15 protein-coding genes and 2 pseudogenes are annotated in these 17706 nt (G+C 67.0%); 6 read left to right on the forward strand and 11 right to left on the reverse strand.

All coding sequences use genetic code 11. The annotated features are described in order from the left end of the window. Window positions 1-77: 77 nt before the first annotated feature. On the reverse strand, window positions 78-1187 hold the full coding sequence (locus tag AC6A67_RS01605) for an AI-2E family transporter (RefSeq protein ID WP_498034774.1): 1110 nt from the start codon (window positions 1185-1187) through the stop codon (window positions 78-80). A gap of 112 nt (window positions 1188-1299) precedes the next feature. After that, on the reverse strand, window positions 1300-1830 hold the full coding sequence (locus AC6A67_RS01610) for a CDP-alcohol phosphatidyltransferase family protein (RefSeq protein WP_498034775.1): 531 nt from the start codon (window positions 1828-1830) through the stop codon (window positions 1300-1302). Between the two features lie 448 nt (window positions 1831-2278). Here AC6A67_RS01610 and purM point away from each other — a divergent pair, with 448 nt between their 5' ends. Both purM and purN read left to right on the forward strand, forming a co-directional pair. Beyond that, complete coding sequence (gene purM, locus AC6A67_RS01615; RefSeq protein ID WP_498034776.1) at window positions 2279-3352, forward strand: phosphoribosylformylglycinamidine cyclo-ligase; 1074 nt, start codon at window positions 2279-2281, stop codon at window positions 3350-3352. A gap of 19 nt (window positions 3353-3371) precedes the next feature. After that, entirely contained in the window at window positions 3372-4028 is a 657-nt protein-coding gene (purN, locus tag AC6A67_RS01620; RefSeq protein WP_498034777.1) for a phosphoribosylglycinamide formyltransferase, read from the forward strand. Between the two features lie 267 nt (window positions 4029-4295). Here purN and AC6A67_RS01625 read toward each other — a convergent pair whose 3' ends face one another. Both AC6A67_RS01625 and ndk read right to left on the reverse strand, forming a co-directional pair. Then, a complete protein-coding gene (locus tag AC6A67_RS01625; protein ID WP_498034778.1) occupies window positions 4296-4646 on the reverse strand; it encodes a hypothetical protein in 351 nt (116 codons plus the stop codon). 109 nt (window positions 4647-4755) lie between these two features. Beyond that, complete coding sequence (gene ndk, locus AC6A67_RS01630; protein ID WP_498034779.1) at window positions 4756-5178, reverse strand: nucleoside-diphosphate kinase; 423 nt, start codon at window positions 5176-5178, stop codon at window positions 4756-4758. A 453-nt stretch (window positions 5179-5631) separates the two neighbouring features. Between ndk and AC6A67_RS01635 the strand changes: the two genes are divergently transcribed. Then, window positions 5632-6075 (forward strand): DUF2147 domain-containing protein, encoded by a 444-nt coding sequence (locus tag AC6A67_RS01635; protein ID WP_498034780.1) that lies wholly within the window; start codon window positions 5632-5634, stop codon window positions 6073-6075. A gap of 187 nt (window positions 6076-6262) precedes the next feature. Here the strand turns inward: AC6A67_RS01635 and AC6A67_RS01640 are convergent, their stop codons facing one another. Beyond that, window positions 6263-6949: a Crp/Fnr family transcriptional regulator gene (locus tag AC6A67_RS01640; protein WP_498034781.1), complete on the reverse strand. Its 687-nt coding sequence runs from the start codon at window positions 6947-6949 to the stop codon at window positions 6263-6265. A 229-nt stretch (window positions 6950-7178) separates the two neighbouring features. Continuing rightward, on the reverse strand, window positions 7179-7427 hold the full coding sequence (locus tag AC6A67_RS01645; protein WP_498034782.1) for a hypothetical protein: 249 nt from the start codon (window positions 7425-7427) through the stop codon (window positions 7179-7181). A 513-nt stretch (window positions 7428-7940) separates the two neighbouring features. Here AC6A67_RS01645 and AC6A67_RS01650 point away from each other — a divergent pair. After that, complete coding sequence (locus AC6A67_RS01650; protein WP_498034783.1) at window positions 7941-9803, forward strand: ABC-F family ATP-binding cassette domain-containing protein; 1863 nt, start codon at window positions 7941-7943, stop codon at window positions 9801-9803. A 101-nt stretch (window positions 9804-9904) separates the two neighbouring features. Here AC6A67_RS01650 and AC6A67_RS01655 read toward each other — a convergent pair whose 3' ends face one another. The 5 genes and pseudogenes from AC6A67_RS01655 to AC6A67_RS01675 form a co-directional block, all read right to left on the reverse strand. Beyond that, on the reverse strand, window positions 9905-10399 hold the full coding sequence (locus AC6A67_RS01655) for a hypothetical protein (RefSeq protein ID WP_498034784.1): 495 nt from the start codon (window positions 10397-10399) through the stop codon (window positions 9905-9907). 105 nt (window positions 10400-10504) lie between these two features. Then, a complete protein-coding gene (locus AC6A67_RS01660) occupies window positions 10505-12193 on the reverse strand; it encodes a S10 family peptidase (protein WP_498034785.1) in 1689 nt (562 codons plus the stop codon). A 225-nt stretch (window positions 12194-12418) separates the two neighbouring features. Then, on the reverse strand, window positions 12419-12871 hold the full coding sequence (locus AC6A67_RS01665; RefSeq protein WP_498034786.1) for a DNA polymerase III subunit chi: 453 nt from the start codon (window positions 12869-12871) through the stop codon (window positions 12419-12421). 284 nt (window positions 12872-13155) lie between these two features. After that, a pseudogene (locus AC6A67_RS01670) lies at window positions 13156-14406 on the reverse strand (leucyl aminopeptidase); the annotation flags it as partial. 51 nt (window positions 14407-14457) lie between these two features. After that, window positions 14458-15195: pseudogene (locus AC6A67_RS01675) on the reverse strand (M17 family peptidase N-terminal domain-containing protein); the annotation flags it as partial. A 196-nt stretch (window positions 15196-15391) separates the two neighbouring features. On the opposite strand from AC6A67_RS01675, the gene lptF reads away from it, so the two are divergent. After that, window positions 15392-16555 carry an LPS export ABC transporter permease LptF gene (lptF, locus tag AC6A67_RS01680; protein ID WP_498034787.1) on the forward strand — a complete coding sequence of 388 codons (1164 nt, stop codon included), beginning with the start codon at window positions 15392-15394 and terminating at the stop codon, window positions 16553-16555. A gap of 14 nt (window positions 16556-16569) precedes the next feature. Then, window positions 16570-17658 carry an LPS export ABC transporter permease LptG gene (gene lptG / locus AC6A67_RS01685; protein ID WP_498034788.1) on the forward strand — a complete coding sequence of 363 codons (1089 nt, stop codon included), beginning with the start codon at window positions 16570-16572 and terminating at the stop codon, window positions 17656-17658. Window positions 17659-17706: the final 48 nt, after the last annotated feature.

The following is a 17706-nucleotide window of genomic DNA, read 5'->3' on the forward strand; positions in this document are numbered from 1 at the left end:
CAAAGCCCACGCCATCGCGCGCGGCCATCACGCATGGCGGCGCCGCCCTGATTCCTGTCAGGCCTATTGGCGCCGGCTCACAGCTCAGGCGGCGGCAGGCGCGGCGGGGCGTCCGGCTGGCGCAATGGCCGGTCGTGATAAAACCGGCTGGCGAGGTAGCGATGCAGCGCGAAACGGCACAGCACGCCGATGGCCGCGCCCGCTGGCACGGCGATCAGCACGCCGATGAAGCCGAACAATGAGCCAAAGGCCATCAGCGCGAACATCAGCCACACCGGATGCAGCCCGACCGCATCGCCGACCAGCAGCGGCGAGATAATATTGCCCTCGATGAACTGGCCGGCGACAAAGATGCCTAGCACCACCAGAATCCATGTCCATTCCGGCCAGAACTGCACGATCGCCACGGTCATCGACACCACGAGGCCGATGGTCGAGCCGACGTAAGGAATGAAGCTGAGGAAGCCGGTGCCGAGGCCGATCAGCGCGCCAAAATTCAGCCCGACGAGGCTGAGGCCGACCGCGTAGAACACGCCGAGAAACAGGCACACCAGGCTCTGGCCGCGCACGAAGCCGGCGATGGCGTGGTCGATGTCGCGCGCCAGCTTGCGCACGGTGGCGCGCTGGCTCTCGGGCGTCCAGCTGTCGATCGCCGCCACCATGCGATCCCAGTCGATCAGCATATAGAACGCCACCACAGGGGCGATGACGAACAGGCCGACGACGCCGATCACCGACTGGCTGCCGCTCCACACCGATTTGAGCACGCCGCCTGCCCAGGTCGCCGCCTGGGTGAAGATCTGGCCGAGCGAAGATTGCGCCTCGGTCAACAGATGCGCGCCGCCAAAGCGCTCGAACAGGGGCCGCACATATTCATTGGCCAACTCCTGCAGGCGCTGCAAATTGCGCGGCATATTGTCGAGGAAGCCAGCGACCTGCTGGCCCAGCAACGGCAGCAGCACCCACAGGCCGATCAGCAACACCAGCACAAACACCAGCAGGATCACGCAGGCGGCGACGACCCGGCTAAGACCAGCCCGCTCCAGCCGGTCGGCCACCGGGTCGACCAGATAGGCGATGCCCATGCCGATGACGAAGGGGAACATGGCGCTGCTGAACAGCCAGATCAGGAAGCAGCCGGCGACCAGCATGCAGAGCCAGAACGTACCCCGGGTCAGCGTCGGCATGAAATCTCCTGTGGTGTCAGCTTGGCGCGCAGCTTGGTTATGGTGATTGAGAAGGCCGGACCGTCGCCTTGCAATGGCTGACCCCCAATACGGGCGATGCCCGCTCGCCGCATTACGCCGCCATGTGCCGCAACCATAGCACGAGATATGCTGCTGCAGAGCACAGGGTCAGCGTCACCGTAATGATCAGCCCAGCCCAGATCAGCAGATCCGGCGCGCCGCCGAAGGCGTTGACCGCCAGCAGCAGCGCGGCGAAGCCAATCTGCGCCCCGGTGTTGAGCTTGCTGACGATCAGCGGCCGCACTTCCATCGGCCGCTCCAGCAGCATCGACAGCACCATGGCCGAGACGATCATGATATCGCGCGACACCACGACGATCGCCACCCAGGGCGGCAGCACGCCATGAATGGCCAGCGCCACATAGATCGACACCAGCAACGCCTTGTCGGCCAGCGGGTCGAGATAGGCGCCCAGTTGCGACTGCATGCCCCAGCGCCGGGCGATGAAGCCATCGACTGCATCAGACACGCCCGCCAGCACGAACACCGCGAACGCCACGCCCCACTGCCCGGCGCCGATCATCACGACGACCAGCGGAACCATCAACAGACGCGCAATGGTGATCAGGTTTGGTAACGTCATTGATCCCCCCGGACGCGCCCCTTGTCGGCGCGCCCAGAACTGCCTGTGGCGACACGGCTGGCGGCGTCTTGCGCCGATTCCCCCGGCCGCCGTTTCCGTGGCAGAGCCTATCGCGCAGCGTCAGCATTTGCGAGAATGCCGTTTGTTTAGCCACACCGGGACAGCGCCGCCGTCAAAGCACACGTTCACAGGCGAGGCTCCTGTCGGCAGGTCCGGGAGAAGCGCGTGCCAGGCGCCAGCAAGCCAGCGCAGGCGAGCGGGCGCTGTCGGGGGCGCCAATGGCGGCCATGGCAGGTACGGCGACCATGGCGGCCTGTGGCGCCAAAGGCGGCGCCCATGCGCCAATCGCCAGCGAAAACCCGCGAATATAAGCGCGCGCGCCTGTGAGGTCTTGCGCCCTGGGCCTGAGCGTCGTACCTGCCCCCCAACAGCGGAGCGCACGAAGCAGATGACTGAGCAGAAACCACAAGGTCTTACCTACGCCGACGCCGGCGTGAACATCGACGCCGGCAACGCCATGGTCGACGCGATCAAGCCTCTGGTGCGCTCCACCCGCCGTCCCGGCGCGGATGCGGAGATCGGCGGCTTTGGCGGCCTGTTCGACCTGAAGGCGGCTGGCTTCAGCGACCCCATCCTCGTCGCCGCCAATGACGGCGTCGGCACCAAGCTGAAGATCGCCATCGACACCGGCATCCACGACACGGTCGGCGTCGACCTCGTCGCCATGTGCGTCAATGATCTGGTGGTGCAGGGCGCCGAGCCGCTGCTGTTTCTGGATTATTACGCCACCGGCAAGCTGGAGCCGGCGGCAGCCGTCGCTATCGTCAAGGGCATCGCCCAGGGTTGCCGCGACGCGGGCTGCGCCCTGATCGGCGGCGAAACCGCCGAAATGCCTGGCCTCTATGCTGAAGGCGATTACGACCTCGCCGGTTTCGCCGTCGGCGCCGCCGAGCGCGGCCAGTTGCTGCCGCATGCCGACGTGCAGCCCGGCGATGTGATGATCGGCCTGCCGTCCTCGGGCGTGCATTCCAACGGCTTTTCGCTGGTGCGTCGCCTCGTGGCCAATCTCGGCCTCGACTGGAGCGTCCCCGCCCCCTTCGCCGCCGGCCAGAGCCTCGGCGCGGCCATGCTGACGCCGACCCGCATCTATGTGAAGCCGCTGCTCGCCGCCATCCGCAAGACCAACGCCATCAAGGCGCTGGCCCATATCACCGGCGGCGGCTTCCCGGACAATATTCCGCGCGTCCTGCCTGACGGCTGCGGCGTGACGCTCAACCTCGACGCCATCGATCCCCACCCGGTGTTCCGCTGGATGGCCGAGGCCGGCAATATCGCCGAGGCCGAGATGCTGCGCACCTTTAACTGCGGCATCGGCATGATCGCCGTCATCGCCCCCGACCGGGTCGACGCCGTGCGCGAGGCGCTGAAGGGCGAAGGCGAGAACACCGTCGTGCTGGGCGCGATCACCGCATGGAATGGTCAGGGCGAGCGCGTCGCCACGACCGGCCGCCTGTTCCATTGAGCGCAAGGCGCTGACCCACATGACCCGCAAGCGCATCGGCGTTCTCATTTCCGGCCGCGGCTCCAATATGGAGGCGTTGCTGGAAGCCGCCCGCGATCCGGCCTTCCCGGCTGAAATCGTGCTGGTGATGTCCAACAACGCCGACGCTGGCGGCCTCGCCACGGCGCAGCGTTATGGCGTCGCCACCGCCGTTGTCGATCATCGCCCCTATGGCAAGGATCGCGCCCGCTTCGAGCAGGCGCTGGACGCTCGCATGCGCGAGAGCGATGTCGAGCTGGTCTGCCTCGCCGGCTTCATGCGCGTGCTGACGCCGGTGTTCGTCGGAGCCTGGGATGGGCGGCTGATCAATATCCACCCCTCTCTGCTACCGTCTTACACCGGTCTGCATACCCATGAGCGGGCGCTGGCCGACGGCGTGCGCGTGCATGGCTGCTCGGTGCATTTCGTCACGCCGGTGCTCGATGTTGGACCGATCATCGCCCAGGCCGTGGCCCCGGTGCTGCCTGGCGACGACGCCGACACGCTGGCGAGCCGGGTGTTGCGGCTGGAGCACCGTATCTACGCAAGGGCGCTTGCGCTGATCGCCAGCGGCGCCGCCTGGCTGGAGAATGGCAAGGTGGCCTATCGCGACGCCGACACCGCGCTACAGGCGACGTTGTTCGACGCCAGACCCTGATCGCGGAGCGACGCTCAGGCCATTGGCTGACGCCCCCTTCTGCTGCCCCATTCGGCTTGCGCGCCCCGTCGGCTTGCGCGCCCCTTCGCGTAGGCGCCGGGGCGCTCAGTCATGCAGCGCCCCATAGCACACGCCCAGCCCCAGACATGACAAAGCCCGGCGGCATGGCCCCGGGCTTTTTCGCGCGCCGTACAGGCGGCGTTGGACTGGCGGCGCCCAACTGGCAGCGTCGGAATGGCGCAGCTCATGCCGCGCCAGTCATGGCGCTCAGATCGGACGCTTCAGCTTGCAGAAATCAACCGCTTCCAGCCCCTTGGCCTGGGCGCTGTCGTTGAAATAGCCAGTCTGGCGGAAAGCGTCGAGCTCGTCCTTGGTCATCCTGGCGATCGTGCGCTTGGCGTAGCAGCTGCACGGCGAATGCACGGCCTCGCGCGTGGTGTTCATCAGGCGCGACTGGGTGATCAGGCAGGCGTCAAAGGCGCGCAGGGTGATCTCATAGGGCGTCAGCTTAGCGGCTGTCGGATCATTCGGCGGCAGTTGCACCGATTTCGGATTGGCGGCGGCGAACGCTGAGGTGGCGACAAGCAGTCCCATGAGCGACAAGGTCGTGATGCGCACAATTGCTCTCCTGCCCCAGGCCGGGCGCGGCTCAAAACCGGGGTAACGCAGGCTATCCCTGCGAAATCGGGTATGAGCCGCCGCCAACTTTGCGTCAAGCGTCTGCTTGTTAGCCGACGATCTCGTTACCAGCGAAGAACTGGGCGATCTCGATCTGTGCGGTCTCTGGCGCATCCGAACCGTGCACCGAGTTCTCACCGACCGACTTGGCGTAGAGCTTGCGGATCGTGCCTTCGGCGGCGTTCTCAGGATTGGTGGCGCCCATCACTTCGCGATAGCGGGCGATGGCGTTCTCGCCTTCCAGCACCTGCACGACCACCGGGGCCGAGATCATGAAATCGACCAGTTCGCCGAAGAACGGACGCTCGCGGTGCACGCCGTAGAACTCTTCGGCCTGGGCGCGGGTCATCTGGATGCGCTTCTGGGCGACGATGCGCAGACCAGCCTGCTCGATGACGGCGTTGACGGCGCCGGTCAGGTTGCGGGCGGTCGCGTCAGGCTTGATGATGGAGAAGGTGCGCTCGAGGGCCATGCGAAGAACTCTTCCGGAAGTTATTGGAGAAGAAAGAAGTAGCGGCCTTATACCGGCGCCCCCGGATGCCGGCAAGCGCGCCCGCAAGGCTTGTCAGCCTTCATAATACTGTCGTGTGCACGCCAATGCGGCAAACCGGCCAGCGAGGCTTTGGCGCTTGCCGCTCCGGCGCCCGCGCGCTCCCTGCCAGCGGCTCGGCATGGAGAGGCCTGGTCTGGCGCGTCTTGGTCTGGCGCGTCTTGGTCTGGATTTGCCTGGCCTGGATTTGTCTGGCCTGGCGGCGAGCGCCTATTCGACATTGTGCTAGCTTGTCCACCGCCCGCGCCGCCGCTGAACATCGTCGCACCCAGCCAGGGCGCGCGCGGCCTCACGCCCCGATCCGCAGCGCCTGGTGGGCTTGCGTCGACGGCGCTGTTCGTCGCGCCTGAGCGGGTTCAACGGGCGGAGATCGTCATGCTGTCTGGAATGTATCGCGGCGCCGTCGCCGCTGTAGCTCTCGCCGCCGTGGCCGGCGGTCTTGCTGTCGCCACCCCCGCCCACGCCCAGGGCGCCGGCGATCTCTCCGGCGTCTGGCTGACCCAGTCGGGTGAGAGTAAGGTGCGGCTGGCGCCCTGCGGCGGCGCCGTCTGCGGCGTCATCACCTGGACCAAAGCCGGCGGCAATGACGTCAAGAACCCCGACGCCGCCAAACGCAGCCGCCCGCTCGCTGGCTTGCAGATGATCCATGACATGAAGCGCGGCGCCGATGGGGTGTATCAGGGCAAATTGTACAATCCCCAGGACGGCAAGACCTATACTGGCAAGCTGACCCAGAGCAACGCCAACACCCTCAAACTGTCCGGCTGCGTCATGGGCGGGCTAATCTGCAAAAGCCAGACCTGGACACGCAGCCAATAACCCTTGGGAGATGGCCCCGGACCTGCGTGTGCTGATCAGATGCCGTTAGACAAAGAGTCGAGCGCCTGCGGGACGGGGTTATGACCGCGCCGCGCGCTGCAGCGCGGCTTTGCGCGCCAGGCATCGCAACGATGTGTCGCACGCTGCAGCGCCCAAGGTCGCCCGGAGTGCGCCGGGGTCAGCGACCTCAGTCGGCTTCGCGCAGCGCCTGGGTGACCCGCGCCTCAAGCTCGCGCGGGTTGCGCAGCACCAGGGCGCCGCGCGTGCGTTCGATGAGATTTTCCTGCGACATATGGGTGAATTCCCGCGTCACCTGCTCACGCCGGCAACCGATGCGGGCCGCCAGCACATGGTGATAGGGCGGCGGCGTCACCACGCGCTCCTCCGGGTGACCGGGCCGCGGCGCCGACAGACGCAGCAGCTCCGAATACAGCCGGTGGCGCAGGTCGAGCACCGACTGCTCCATCAGCCGCGCGTTGAGCTCGCGCACGCGACCGGCGAGCAGGCGCATCACCCGCTCGGCCAGCGGCGGCGCCGCATAAATCATCTCACGGAACACCGGGGCCGGCACGATGCACACCTCGCCACGGGTCAGCGCCGTGACATTGGCCGAGCGCCCCACCCCGTCGATCGCCGACAATTCGCCGAAAAACTGGCCGCCGCGCATCTCGCCGAGAATGATCTCCTTGCCAGCCAACGTGCGATTGAGAATGCGCACGTCGCCAGTGACGATGAAATAGACGTCGGTCGAGCTGTCTTCAAAGTCGACGAGGATTTCATCTACGTCGAACTTGCGCCAGCGGCAGCGGGGTTCGAATGGCGTCAGGTCGAGGCCTGAGTCCCTGAAGAATGGTATGCGACTAAAGGAGATCACGGCGCCCCCGGGGTTGGCGCATGGTCGCGACGACGCGCGGCTGCGTCAAGCCTTGGCCGTAAGGTTACCTTGGGAAAGCCCGCCGACCTTGGCGCGGGCGGCGGCGCGCCTCCGCAGGCCATGCGCCGCATGGTCGGGCCAGCCTGCCCATACCCTCAAGCCATGTTCAACATGCACAGCCGCAACATCTCGCCAGCCTGGGCCCGCTAGCGCTGCCAATAGGCTTGCTTCAGGCGCGCTGCGCCTGGCGAACGATGGCGTGATGATGCGCCTCGGTCGGGGCAGCTGGCGCAGGCAACTCAATGCGTGGCGCGGTTGAGGTGATGCAGGTGGCGGCGCTCAGACAGGGGGAGGCGCCGCGCCCGTCATGGCTCGTCGTCCACGCCCGCACCGTGGTCTGGGCAAGCACTAGCGTCCCCAGGATGAGGCCAGCGAGCACCAGATAGAGGGCGTGATTGGACAGGCGACGCTCAGTCATGACTTTCACAACGAATCAACACGTTATAAACAGGTTTAGATAATCGGCGCGCAAAGGCGCAACCATGTCGCAAACGCGGCGACACTATGACCTGGCTGCCTGTCTGGCCGCCTGTGGCGCAGCCGCACTGCGTCGCTGCGCGCGTCGCCCCTGCCATCATCCCTGCTGTTCACCTCCGTCCCCTCCCGCTTTGCAAATTGCCTGCGTCTTCCCCATTTGGCCCTCTGCCTGCGCACAGACGGCGCCCTGTCGGCGCCCTGGGTTATTCACCCGGACAGGGCGCCCGGGCGTCCCAGGTTATGATTTCTTGGGCTGCGGATGGCGCGACGGCCCCAGGGCCATGCTGCGCTGCCCGCCCCGATGCGTGCGCGCCCCGACGCATGTGCGTGGGGCGGCGGCTCAGCTCAGCCTGAGCGGCGCTTCAGCGTTGCTGGTCGCGGATGCGTCAGCGTCGTCGTCACCGCGCGTCCGGCGCCTCTTGCGCGGCGGCGCCGTTGAGGCCAAACACCGCTGATGCTTACCATCAGCGACCTCACCTACCGCCTTGGCCCCCGCATCCTGTTCGACGGCGCCAGCGCCGCCATACCGGATGGCGCCCGCGTTGGCTTTGTCGGGCGCAATGGCGCGGGCAAATCGACCCTGTTCCGCATCCTCACCGGCGAGCTCGCCACCGAGAGCGGCGCCGTGTCCCTGCCCCGCCACCGGCGCATCGGCGCCGTGGCGCAGGAGGCCCCATCGGGTCCGGAGACGCTGGTCGAGGTGGTGCTGGCCGCTGATGTCGAGCGCGCCGCCCTGATGCGTGAGGCCGAAACCACCGACGATCCCATGCGCCGGGCGGAAATCGAGACCCGCCTCGTCGATATCGACGCCCATTCCGCCCCGGCGCGCGCCGCCGCGATTTTGCACGGTCTGGGCTTCGACGCCGAGGCCCAGGGCCGGGCCTGCGCGTCGTTCTCTGGCGGCTGGCGCATGCGCGTGGCGCTGGCGGCGGTGCTGTTCTCGGAGCCGGACCTGCTGCTGCTCGACGAGCCGACCAACTATCTCGACATCGAAGGCACGCTGTGGCTTTACGACTTCCTTGGCCGCTATCCGCACACGGCGCTGGTTATCAGCCACGATCGCGAATTGCTCGATGAGGCGGTCGATCACATCCTGCACCTCGATCGCGGCAAGCTGACGCTGTATCGCGGCGGTTACACCTCATTTGACCGGCAGCGGCGCGAGCGCATGGCGCAGAACAATGCGCTGCGCACCAAGCAGGAGAACGAACGCAAGCATATGCAGGCGTTCGTTGACCGCTTCCGCGCCAAGGCCACCAAGGCGCGCCAGGCCCAGTCACGCCTCAAGCGGCTGGAGAAGATGGAGCCGATCGCCGCCATGACCGATGAGGCGGTGCTGCCGTTCAGCCTGCCTGGGCCAGAGCGGCCGCTGTCGCCGCCCATCATCGCCATGGAGGGCGTGTCCGCCGGCTATGGCGATCGGGTGATCCTGAAGAACCTCAATCTGTCGATCGCCCCCGACGACCGCATCGCCTTGCTCGGCCAGAACGGTAACGGCAAATCGACCTTCGCCAAGCTGCTCGCCGGCTCGCTGGAGCCGCTCGGCGGCGTCATGACCCGCTCGGGCAAGTTGCAGACGGCCTTCTTCGCCCAGCACCAGCTCGATGTGCTGCGCATCAATGAGACGCCCTATCAGCATGTGGCGGCGCTGATGCCTGGCGTGCCGGAGGCGCGAATCCGCTCGCGCGCCGCGCAGATGGGCTTCTCTGGCCAGAAATCCGATACGCCGGTGTCGGCGCTGTCCGGCGGCGAGCGCGCCCGCCTGACCATGGGGCTCGCCGCCTTCCATGGCCCGCATCTGCTGATCCTCGACGAGCCGACCAACCACCTCGACATCGACAGCCGCCAGGCCTTGATGGAGGCGATTAATGACTATCCCGGCGCCGTGGTGCTGGTCAGCCATGACCGCTTCCTCGTGGAAGCCTGCGTCGACCGGCTGTGGCTGGTGGCCAATGGCGGGGTGAGGCCGTTCGACGGCGATCTTGATGATTATCGCGCTTTGGTGCTCGGCGGCCCCGACAACGGCAAGGGGCGCGGCGACAATCAGGGCAATGAGCAGGCCGAACGCCGTCGCGAGGCGGCGGAAAAGCGCCAGGCCCAGGCGCCGCTGCGCAAGAAGTTGTCGGCGCTGGAAGCGCGCATCGAAAAGCTGACCGCCGCCGTCGCCAAGGTCGATGCGGCGCTGGCCGCTGGCGACGCTTTTGCCAAAAATCCGGCCAAGGCGGCTGAGCTGGCCAAAATGCGCTCTGACGCCGCCGACGCCATCGCCGCAGCCGAAGAAGAATGGCTGGAGATTTCGGCGCAGCTCGAGGCCTGACGCCCGACCCGATGAGGATGTCTCATCGGAGACTGGTCAAGCCGCACCGGCGCCAGCGCCTTGCAGGTCGCGGTTAGGTCAGCGTCTTCGCAGCGCGGGTCTTAATCGACGACGCGCAACAGCTGGTTGTCGGAGAACAGATAGACCTGCTTGCCGCGCGGCTCCTGATACAGCACCTGCACCTCGCGCTGGCCCTTGCCGCTGCCGCCGATCAGCACGTCGACCGGCGGACCCTTGATCGCGACCAGTGCGCACTCGCTGATGCCAGGCGCAATCGCGGCAGGCAGAGGTCCTGCCAGGGGCCGCGAGCAGCTGCCATCGGCCAGCAGCACCGGACCAAGGTCCCGGGCCTGCCCGCCCGGCGGTGGCGCACTGTGGACGGAGGTCCCGGATGGGCCGCTCTGGATGGCGGTGACGCCGCCCGATCCCGCCGACACGGAGGCGCTGCGATCGCCCGCCACGCCGATGGCGCTGATATTGTACGAACAGCCGGCGAGGCTGAGCGCCACAACGAAGGCGGCGACCGCCGGGCCTGCCACGCGCAGGGTGGATCGGCTTGCGTCAGCGCGTCGGGCGCTTCTTCTGCTCAGCAACAATGGCTCACCTCCTGCTATCGTCAGGCCGCGCCGCAACCGCAACCAACCATCGCGCGCCTTGCCACGGGAGCGCCGCGCTGTGGCGAACGTCCTCCTCAGGCGCGGTCACTGCGGTCGGCCGTTGGTCTTCGTCGCCGCGCCGCCCGAGGCATCCTCTGGCGGCGCCGGGACCGGACTCGCCTGCGGATTGCGTCGCCCGGCAGCGTACAACTCCTGCACGTCCTTCAGGAACGCCTTGCGTGAAGATTGGCGTGTATAGAACATGTGGCCGCCCGGATAGACGCGCTGGGCCGAGGTCGGCGCCCCGCCCAGCGGCGGCAGCGTCGCCAGATCGAACCGGGTCTGGAAATAGGGCGTCACCAGATCGGTGTAGCCGTGCACGGTCAGCACCTGCATCTGCGGGTCGAGCGCCGCCGCCCGTTGCAGATCGCCAAGCGCCTCAGGCGCCCGGTATGAACGCCCCCAGTTCCAGCCACGATTGACCTCATTGGACAGCAAGGCATAGTCGCCGTCTGGCTTCCAGCCGATCACCCGGGTGATTTCATCCACCGCCGCGCTGGTCAGCGCCGGCTGGGCGCCGTCGAGGATCGGATCGTCCACCTGGGTCAGGGGATTGAACGGCCATGGGTCGCGCCCTGGCATGCTGGCGTCATAGGCGCTGACGATGTCGCCCGAGGCCCTGCGGGCTTCACGGGTAAAGCTGCGGGCGTCGATGCGGCCGCCGCGCGCCTTGACCAGCGCCGGATCAAGCCCGGTGAAGGCGCTGACCCTGTCGATCAGCCGCTGCTGCGCCGCCGCGTCCTGCGGCCCGCTCAGCAGATCAAGCACCATCTCGCCCCTGGCATATTCTTCTGCGGCGGCCAGCACATCTGGCGCGGTCTTGCCCTCGCGCTCCAGCCGCGCCGCCGTCATCGACGGCAGCAGCGCCGCATAGCCGAGCACCGGATCGCTGGCCGGACCAATGCGGCCGAAATCCAGCACCGGCGACAGCATGATCACGCCATTGACGCCAACGCCCTGCCCGGTCTGCAGCGCATGCGCCAGCTTGGGGGCGCGAAAACCGCCATAGCTCTCGCCCACGATATATTTGGGTGAGGTCAGCCGGCCCTGCTCGACCAGATAGCGCCGGACCACCGTGGCGAGCGCCTCGATGTCCCCGTCCACTGACCATAATTTGCGCCGCACCGCCTCCTTCGGGTCGATGCGGCTGAAGCCCGTGCCCGGCGGGTCGATGAACACCAGATCGGTGAACGCCAGCCAGCTATCAGGATTGTCCCTGAGCAGCGGCGGATCCGACGGCGCGTCGCCCTCGTTGCCGAAGCTGATGATGCGCGGGCCGAGCGCGCCTAAATTGAGCCAAGCCGACGCTGCGCCCGGGCCGCCATTGAACACGAAAGTCACGGGCCTGCGGGTCTGCGCCGCTGCATCCTGGGTCTTGCCGTCAGCGTCAGGGGCGAGGGTGTAGGCGAGATACGCCACCTCAGCCTGCACGGCGCCAGCATCATCGCGCAGCGGGATGCTGCCCGCCGTGGCGCGATAGCGCAGGGTCTTGCCGTCAAGCGCCAGCTCGCGGGTGATCGACGCCGGCGCAGGCAGACGCGGGGCCGGAGCGGCGGCGGGCTGGGACGACCCGCTGGCCGAGGCCGCCTGCCCGCCAGCCGCGGGCTGGCCGAGAGCTGACTGCGTGCTGATCGGTTGCCACAGCATCAGGCTGGCGAGGACCAGAGCCGCTACGGCGCAGGCCGGGCGTTGGCGGCGTGCGATGCGGACGTGTGTTGCGGTGACAATTGGCATAGGCCCCCCCACTATTTGTTCCGGCCAGGCATGGCGCATCCGGCGCCTGTCGACTGTCGCCTGTCGCCTGTCGCCAAGGATGGCGCAAAATTTCGCCCGCCCATTATGTGGCGTCCGGGCCCAGTCTGAGCCTGGACGACGGGCGAAAGTGAGGCCAGACACTGGCCAGAGACTGGCCATCGCGCCATCCCCGAATGGGCGCGTCCGTGCACTGCTATGGCGTGCTCAGGCCTTCTTTTCCCAGCGGCCCTCGTCATTCTGCTGCCAATAGGTGGCGTCGAGCCCCCGCGCCTTCACCTTGCGCCAGTCTTCGCGGGCATTGGCCAGCGCCATGTCGTCATTGCCGTCGAACATCAGAACGATGCGCGAAAGCCCGCCCGGCGCATCGGGCGCCCGGGCGCCATGCACCAGAAAGCGCACGCTGGCGTCATTGGGATTGTCGGGGCCGCTGACCAGCGCCACTGGCTGCGTCGCCAGATCCGCCTCGCCCTGCACGCCGTGCGGCAGAAAGCTGTCGTCGGAGAAGGTCCACAAATGGTCGTCCAGCGCCTGCAGCCGCTCGGCCTCGCCGGTCTCAACCACCACTTTCCAGCCGCGCTCCAGCGAGCGCAGCAGCAGCGTCGGCAACACCGCCTCAAGCGGCTGTCGCTGCAGATGGTAAAACAGCACCTCGGCCATCACGCCTCCCAGGCCAGGCCTGCCAGTTTAGTTGCGGAAAATCCGGCAAACATCTGAATTGTCGTGCTTTTCACAGTAACAACCATCAACAGCCGCAGGCGTATGGCGACGCGGCGGCGCCGATGCGCGGACGCAGGCAACCGGCGGCGAGCGCCGCCCGCCGCCTTTTGCGTCTGACGCTTATCCAGCTTATGGCTCGCCAGGCCATGCTGCGGGCCAGGCGAGATCACATGGCTGGCGCGCCGTCAGATGCAGTCATCTGATCGACGCGCAGGCCACGCCTGTCAGCTCTCGTAATGGTCGGCCACGAGGCGGTCGAGCAGCCGCACGCCCCAGCCCGGACCCCAGGACTGGTTGATGTCGCTGGCCGGCGGCCCCATGGCGACGCCAGCGATGTCGAGATGCGCCCAGGGCGTGTCGCCGACGAACCGCTTGAGAAACTGCGCCGCCGTGGTCGAGCCAGCGAAGCGCCCGGCGCTGTTCTTCATGTCGGCGAATTTGCTGTCGATCATCTTGTCGAACACATCGCCCATCGGCATGCGCCACACGGTCTCGCCGGTGGCCTCGCCTGCGGCGGCCAGCTGCTGCGCCAGCGCATCGTCATTGGCGAACAGGCCGGCGTGCTCATGCGCCAGCGCCACCAGAATGGCGCCGGTCAGCGTAGCCAGATCGATCATAAACCGCGGCTTGAAGCGCTCTCTGGCGTAATGGAGGATATCCGCCAGCACCAGCCGGCCCTCGGCGTCGGTATTGATGATCTCGATGGTCTGGCCCGACATGGATTTGACGATATCGCCAGGCCGCTGGGCCGCGCCGTCGGGCATGTTCTCCACGAGGCCGATGACGCCGATGGCGTTGACCTTCGCCTTGCGGCCTGCGAGGGCCCGCATCAGGCCGGTGACGCAGGCGGCGCCGCCCATGTCGCCCTTCATGTCCTCCATGGAGGCGGCGGGCTTGATCGAGATGCCGCCCGAATCGAAGCAGACGCCCTTGCCGATGAACGCCACCGGCGCATCGCCCGTGCGCCCGCCATTCCAGCGCATCACCACCACGCGCGGCTCAAAGGCCGAGCCCTGGGAGACGCCGAGCAGCGCGCGCATGCCGAGCCTGGCCAATTGCTTCTGGTCGAGCACCTCGACCTCGACGCCCAGCTGGCCGAGCGCCGCCGCCCGTTCCGCGAACGCCACGGGATACAGCACATTCGGCGGCTCATTGACCAGGTCACGGGCCAGCAGCACGCCCTCGGCCACCGCCTGATGGTTGCGCCACGCCTTGCGGGCGCCGGCGGCATCGCCGAGCATCAGGGTGAAGACGCCTGTGGCGTCAGCCTGATCGTCGTCTTTCTTCTTCGTCTTGTACTGGTCGAAGCGATAGGCGCGCAGGCTGAGACCCATGGCGAAGGCCGCCGCCGCCTCGCCTTGCGACAGCCCCTGGGACGCCGTGGCGGCCTCCGGGACCTCCGACGTCTTTACGGCCCCCTTTTCCGCCCCCTTGGCCGCCGCCTTCGCCGACGCCTTTTTGCCAGCCTTCTTGCCGTCAGCCTTGTCCTTGCCGGCCTTCGCCGGCGCCGCCGCCGCGCCAGCGCCAGGCAGATCGAACACCACATGGGCGGTGCGACCGCCGCCAACCTTGCCCATCACCATGCCGCCGAGCCGGGTGAAATCGGTTTTGGCCCGCGCCGCCTCGTCGCCGACGCCGATCACCACCAGACGGTCCGCCGTGATGCCAGCCGGCGCGGTGACGGTCAGCGCGCTACGCGGCTTGCCCTTGAAACGCTCCACCGACGCCGCGCGGGTGACCAGCGCCTGGGCTGCGGCGCCCAGCAGATCCTGGGCCAACGGGGTCAGACGCAGGTCGTCGCCGACGAACACCACCACGTCGCCGCCGACGATTGGCTCGACGCCCCTGAACTCAATCTTGACTTGCTCGCTCATGAAAACCTCTATCCGGACCCGCTCGTCTGCGGCGGCGCGGCGTGCCATGATCCCGACCTGGCGCCGGGAGCTGATCGCCGCCACCCTACGCCGTTTGCCGGAGGATTCCACAGCAGTTGCGAATTTGACAGTGCGCCGACGCAGCGCCTGGCCCGGCAAAAGGGTTATGCGCCCTGCGCGCGGCCCAAACGTCGCCATCCACCGCCGCCAGCAGCCGTCTGCCGCCATCTGCCGCCGCCAACCCGCCTTGAAACAGCCACGCCGCCAGGCAAGCTGGCCGCCGTTGTGCGCAACGACGTGACGCCGCCGCCCCTGATCGGCAAGGGTCATGGACCGGCCAGGGCCGGCGACCGCATGGCGCCCGTGGCCAAAGCGCGCCATGCGTGGCATGCACGCACTTACCTCGCGCGCTGCGCCAGGCTAGGAGCAATGACATATCGGTCGCCGCCGCGCGGCCACGCCCGCCCTGCCAGGTCCGGGCAAGCGCATCCGGTCAGCATGTCTGGCCGCATTTTTCATCTGGACAGGCTGGGCTGCGTCCGCAGAGGCGTCGCGCCAGACCTGCGCCGGGGCCAGAGCACACTGCATGACGCTGATTGAACGCTATATCTTCCGGAACGTGATCACAGGCTTCATCAGCTGCCTGCTGGCGCTGACGCTGGTGATCTGGATTACGGAATCCCTCAAGCAGATGGACCTGCTCACCGGCAAGGGCCAGACGCTGTGGGTGTTCTTCACCGTCACCGCGCTGTCCTTGCCTGCGCTGATCACCGTGATCGCCCCGGTCGCTTTGTTCATTGGCACCACTTACGCCCTCAACAAGCTCAATGGCGATAGCGAGCTGATCGTGATGAGCGCCGCAGGCGTGTCGCCGGGCCGGCTGCTGCGGCCCTTCGCCGTCGCGGCGCTGGCGGTGGCGCTGGTCACCGGCTGGATGACCATCTGGCTGATGCCCAACAGCTTCCAGGGCCTGCGCGACATGGTCACCAATATTCGCGCCGATTTCGTCGCCAATATCGTCAAGCCGGGCCAGTTCACGGCGCTGGATAGCGGCGTCACCTTCCATTACCGCGAGCGCGCCGGAAACACCCTGCAGGGCATCTTCTTCCAGGACCGCCGCGAACAGGGCAAAACCTCGATCTATCTCGCCCAGCGTGGCCAGACCGTCGACCTCGACGGCCAGAGCTATCTGGTGCTGGAGAATGGCTCGATCCAGCGTCAGGACGGCGGCAATGGCGACAATTCCATCGTCGCCTTCGACCGCTACGCCATCGACCTCTCCGCTTTCGGCGGCGACGGCGGCGAGGTGGTCTACAAACCGCGCGAACGCTCGACCTTCGATCTGCTCAACCCCAATACCGAGGACGGCTATTACAAAATGCAGGCCGGCCGCTTCCGCGCCGAATTGCATGACCGTTTCGCCGCGCCGCTCTATCCCATCGCCTTCATGCTGATCGCCTTCGCGGCGCTGGGCCAGGCGCGCACCACCCGCCAGGGGCGCGGCTACGCCATGGTCATGGCGCTGATCGGCGTGGTGGCGATCCGCGTGCTCGGCTTCCTGGCCTCGTCGGCGGCCGTGCGCACCCCTGCGGGCGTCGTCGGCATTTACGCGGCGCCGCTGCTTGGTTGCTTTGGAGCCCTGCTGGCCATCTTCTTCGAAGAGCAGGTCAGCCGGCTGACCGACCGGCTCGACGCCCTGCGCGCGCGCCTCGCGGCGCATCTGCCATCACTGCCGCTGCGGCGCGCCTGAGGACTGCCGACGACATGATTATCGGACCAACCCTCGGCCGCTACTTCGCCAAAAACTTCTTCCGCTCGGTGCTGATCGTGTTCGGCACGGTGTTTGCGCTGATCTACACGCTCGACCTCGTTGAGCTGATGCGCCGGGCAGGCGACACGCCTGGCGCCACCACCTCAATCCTGGCGCTGATGGCGCTGTTTCGCACCCCGGCGGTGGCCGAGCAGGTGCTGCCCTTCGCCATTCTGTTCGGCGCCATGGCGACGCTGCTCAACCTCAGCCGCAAGCTCGAACTGGTGATCGCCCGCTCGGCTGGCGTCTCGGCCTGGGAGTTCCTGCAGCCGGTGATCATCGTCGCGCTGGTCATCGGCGTCGTCGCCGTCACCGCCTATAATCCCCTCGCCGCTTTCCTGAAGCAGCAGGCCTCGCAGATCGAGGCCGGGCTGATCACCAAAAGCCAGAAATTCCAGCCCGGCAAGGAGCAGTGGCTGCGCGAGCGCCGGCCCGAGGGCGAGGTGATCATCCGCGCCGACCAGGTGGTGGAAAACTCAACCCGTCTCAACCGGGTGACGTTTTTCAACTTCAAACCCGATGGCTCCTTCCGCGATCGCATCGAGGCGAAGAGCGCAATCCTCGAACATGGTTACTGGACGCTTGACGACGGCAAGGTGATCTCCGCCGGGGCGAGGCCTGAGGATTTCACCACCCGCCGCATCCCCAGCGCGCTCGATGCAGATCAGGTCCGCCAGGCCTTCACGCCGCCGGAAAGTGTGCCTTTATGGGCGCTTCCGCGGATAATCGAGCGCACGCAGAAGGCTGGACTGGACGCCACGCGCTACCAGTTGCAGCTGGATGTTCTTATTGCCAGGCCTATGCTTTTTGTGGCGATGGTGCTGGTGGCGGCATCATTTTCCTTAAGGTTTTTCCGTTTTGGTGGCGTGGCCAAAATGGTGCTCAGTGGCGTCGTCGCCGGCTTCATGCTTTATGTGGCGACACAGCTGATGCAGGATCTCGGCGGCTCGGGAATTTTGGGGACAGCGGTCGCCGCATGGTTCCCGGCAGTGACCGGCGCCCTTCTCGGCGTGCTCGCCCTCCTCTATCAGGAAGATGGCTAGCCGCACGGGGCGCACGCCCCGCAAGGGGACACACATGTGACGCGATCG

This window comes from Camelimonas sp. FR25 (genome assembly GCF_059740505.1).

Coding starts and splice junctions, on each gene's coding strand:
- AC6A67_RS01605 (WP_498034774.1), bottom strand. CDS start 1,187: ATGCCGACGCTGACCCGGGGTACGTTCTGGCTCTGCATGCTGGTCGCC.
- AC6A67_RS01610 (WP_498034775.1), bottom strand. CDS start 1,830: ATGACGTTACCAAACCTGATCACCATTGCGCGTCTGTTGATGGTTCCG.
- purM (WP_498034776.1), top strand. CDS start 2,279: ATGACTGAGCAGAAACCACAAGGTCTTACCTACGCCGACGCCGGCGTG.
- purN (WP_498034777.1), top strand. CDS start 3,372: ATGACCCGCAAGCGCATCGGCGTTCTCATTTCCGGCCGCGGCTCCAAT.
- ndk (WP_498034779.1), bottom strand. CDS start 5,178: ATGGCCCTCGAGCGCACCTTCTCCATCATCAAGCCTGACGCGACCGCC.
- AC6A67_RS01635 (WP_498034780.1), top strand. CDS start 5,632: ATGCTGTCTGGAATGTATCGCGGCGCCGTCGCCGCTGTAGCTCTCGCC.
- AC6A67_RS01645 (WP_498034782.1), bottom strand. CDS start 7,427: ATGACTGAGCGTCGCCTGTCCAATCACGCCCTCTATCTGGTGCTCGCT.
- AC6A67_RS01650 (WP_498034783.1), top strand. CDS start 7,941: ATGCTTACCATCAGCGACCTCACCTACCGCCTTGGCCCCCGCATCCTG.
- AC6A67_RS01660 (WP_498034785.1), bottom strand. CDS start 12,193: ATGCCAATTGTCACCGCAACACACGTCCGCATCGCACGCCGCCAACGC.
- AC6A67_RS01665 (WP_498034786.1), bottom strand. CDS start 12,871: ATGGCCGAGGTGCTGTTTTACCATCTGCAGCGACAGCCGCTTGAGGCG.
- lptF (WP_498034787.1), top strand. CDS start 15,392: ATGACGCTGATTGAACGCTATATCTTCCGGAACGTGATCACAGGCTTC.
- lptG (WP_498034788.1), top strand. CDS start 16,570: ATGATTATCGGACCAACCCTCGGCCGCTACTTCGCCAAAAACTTCTTC.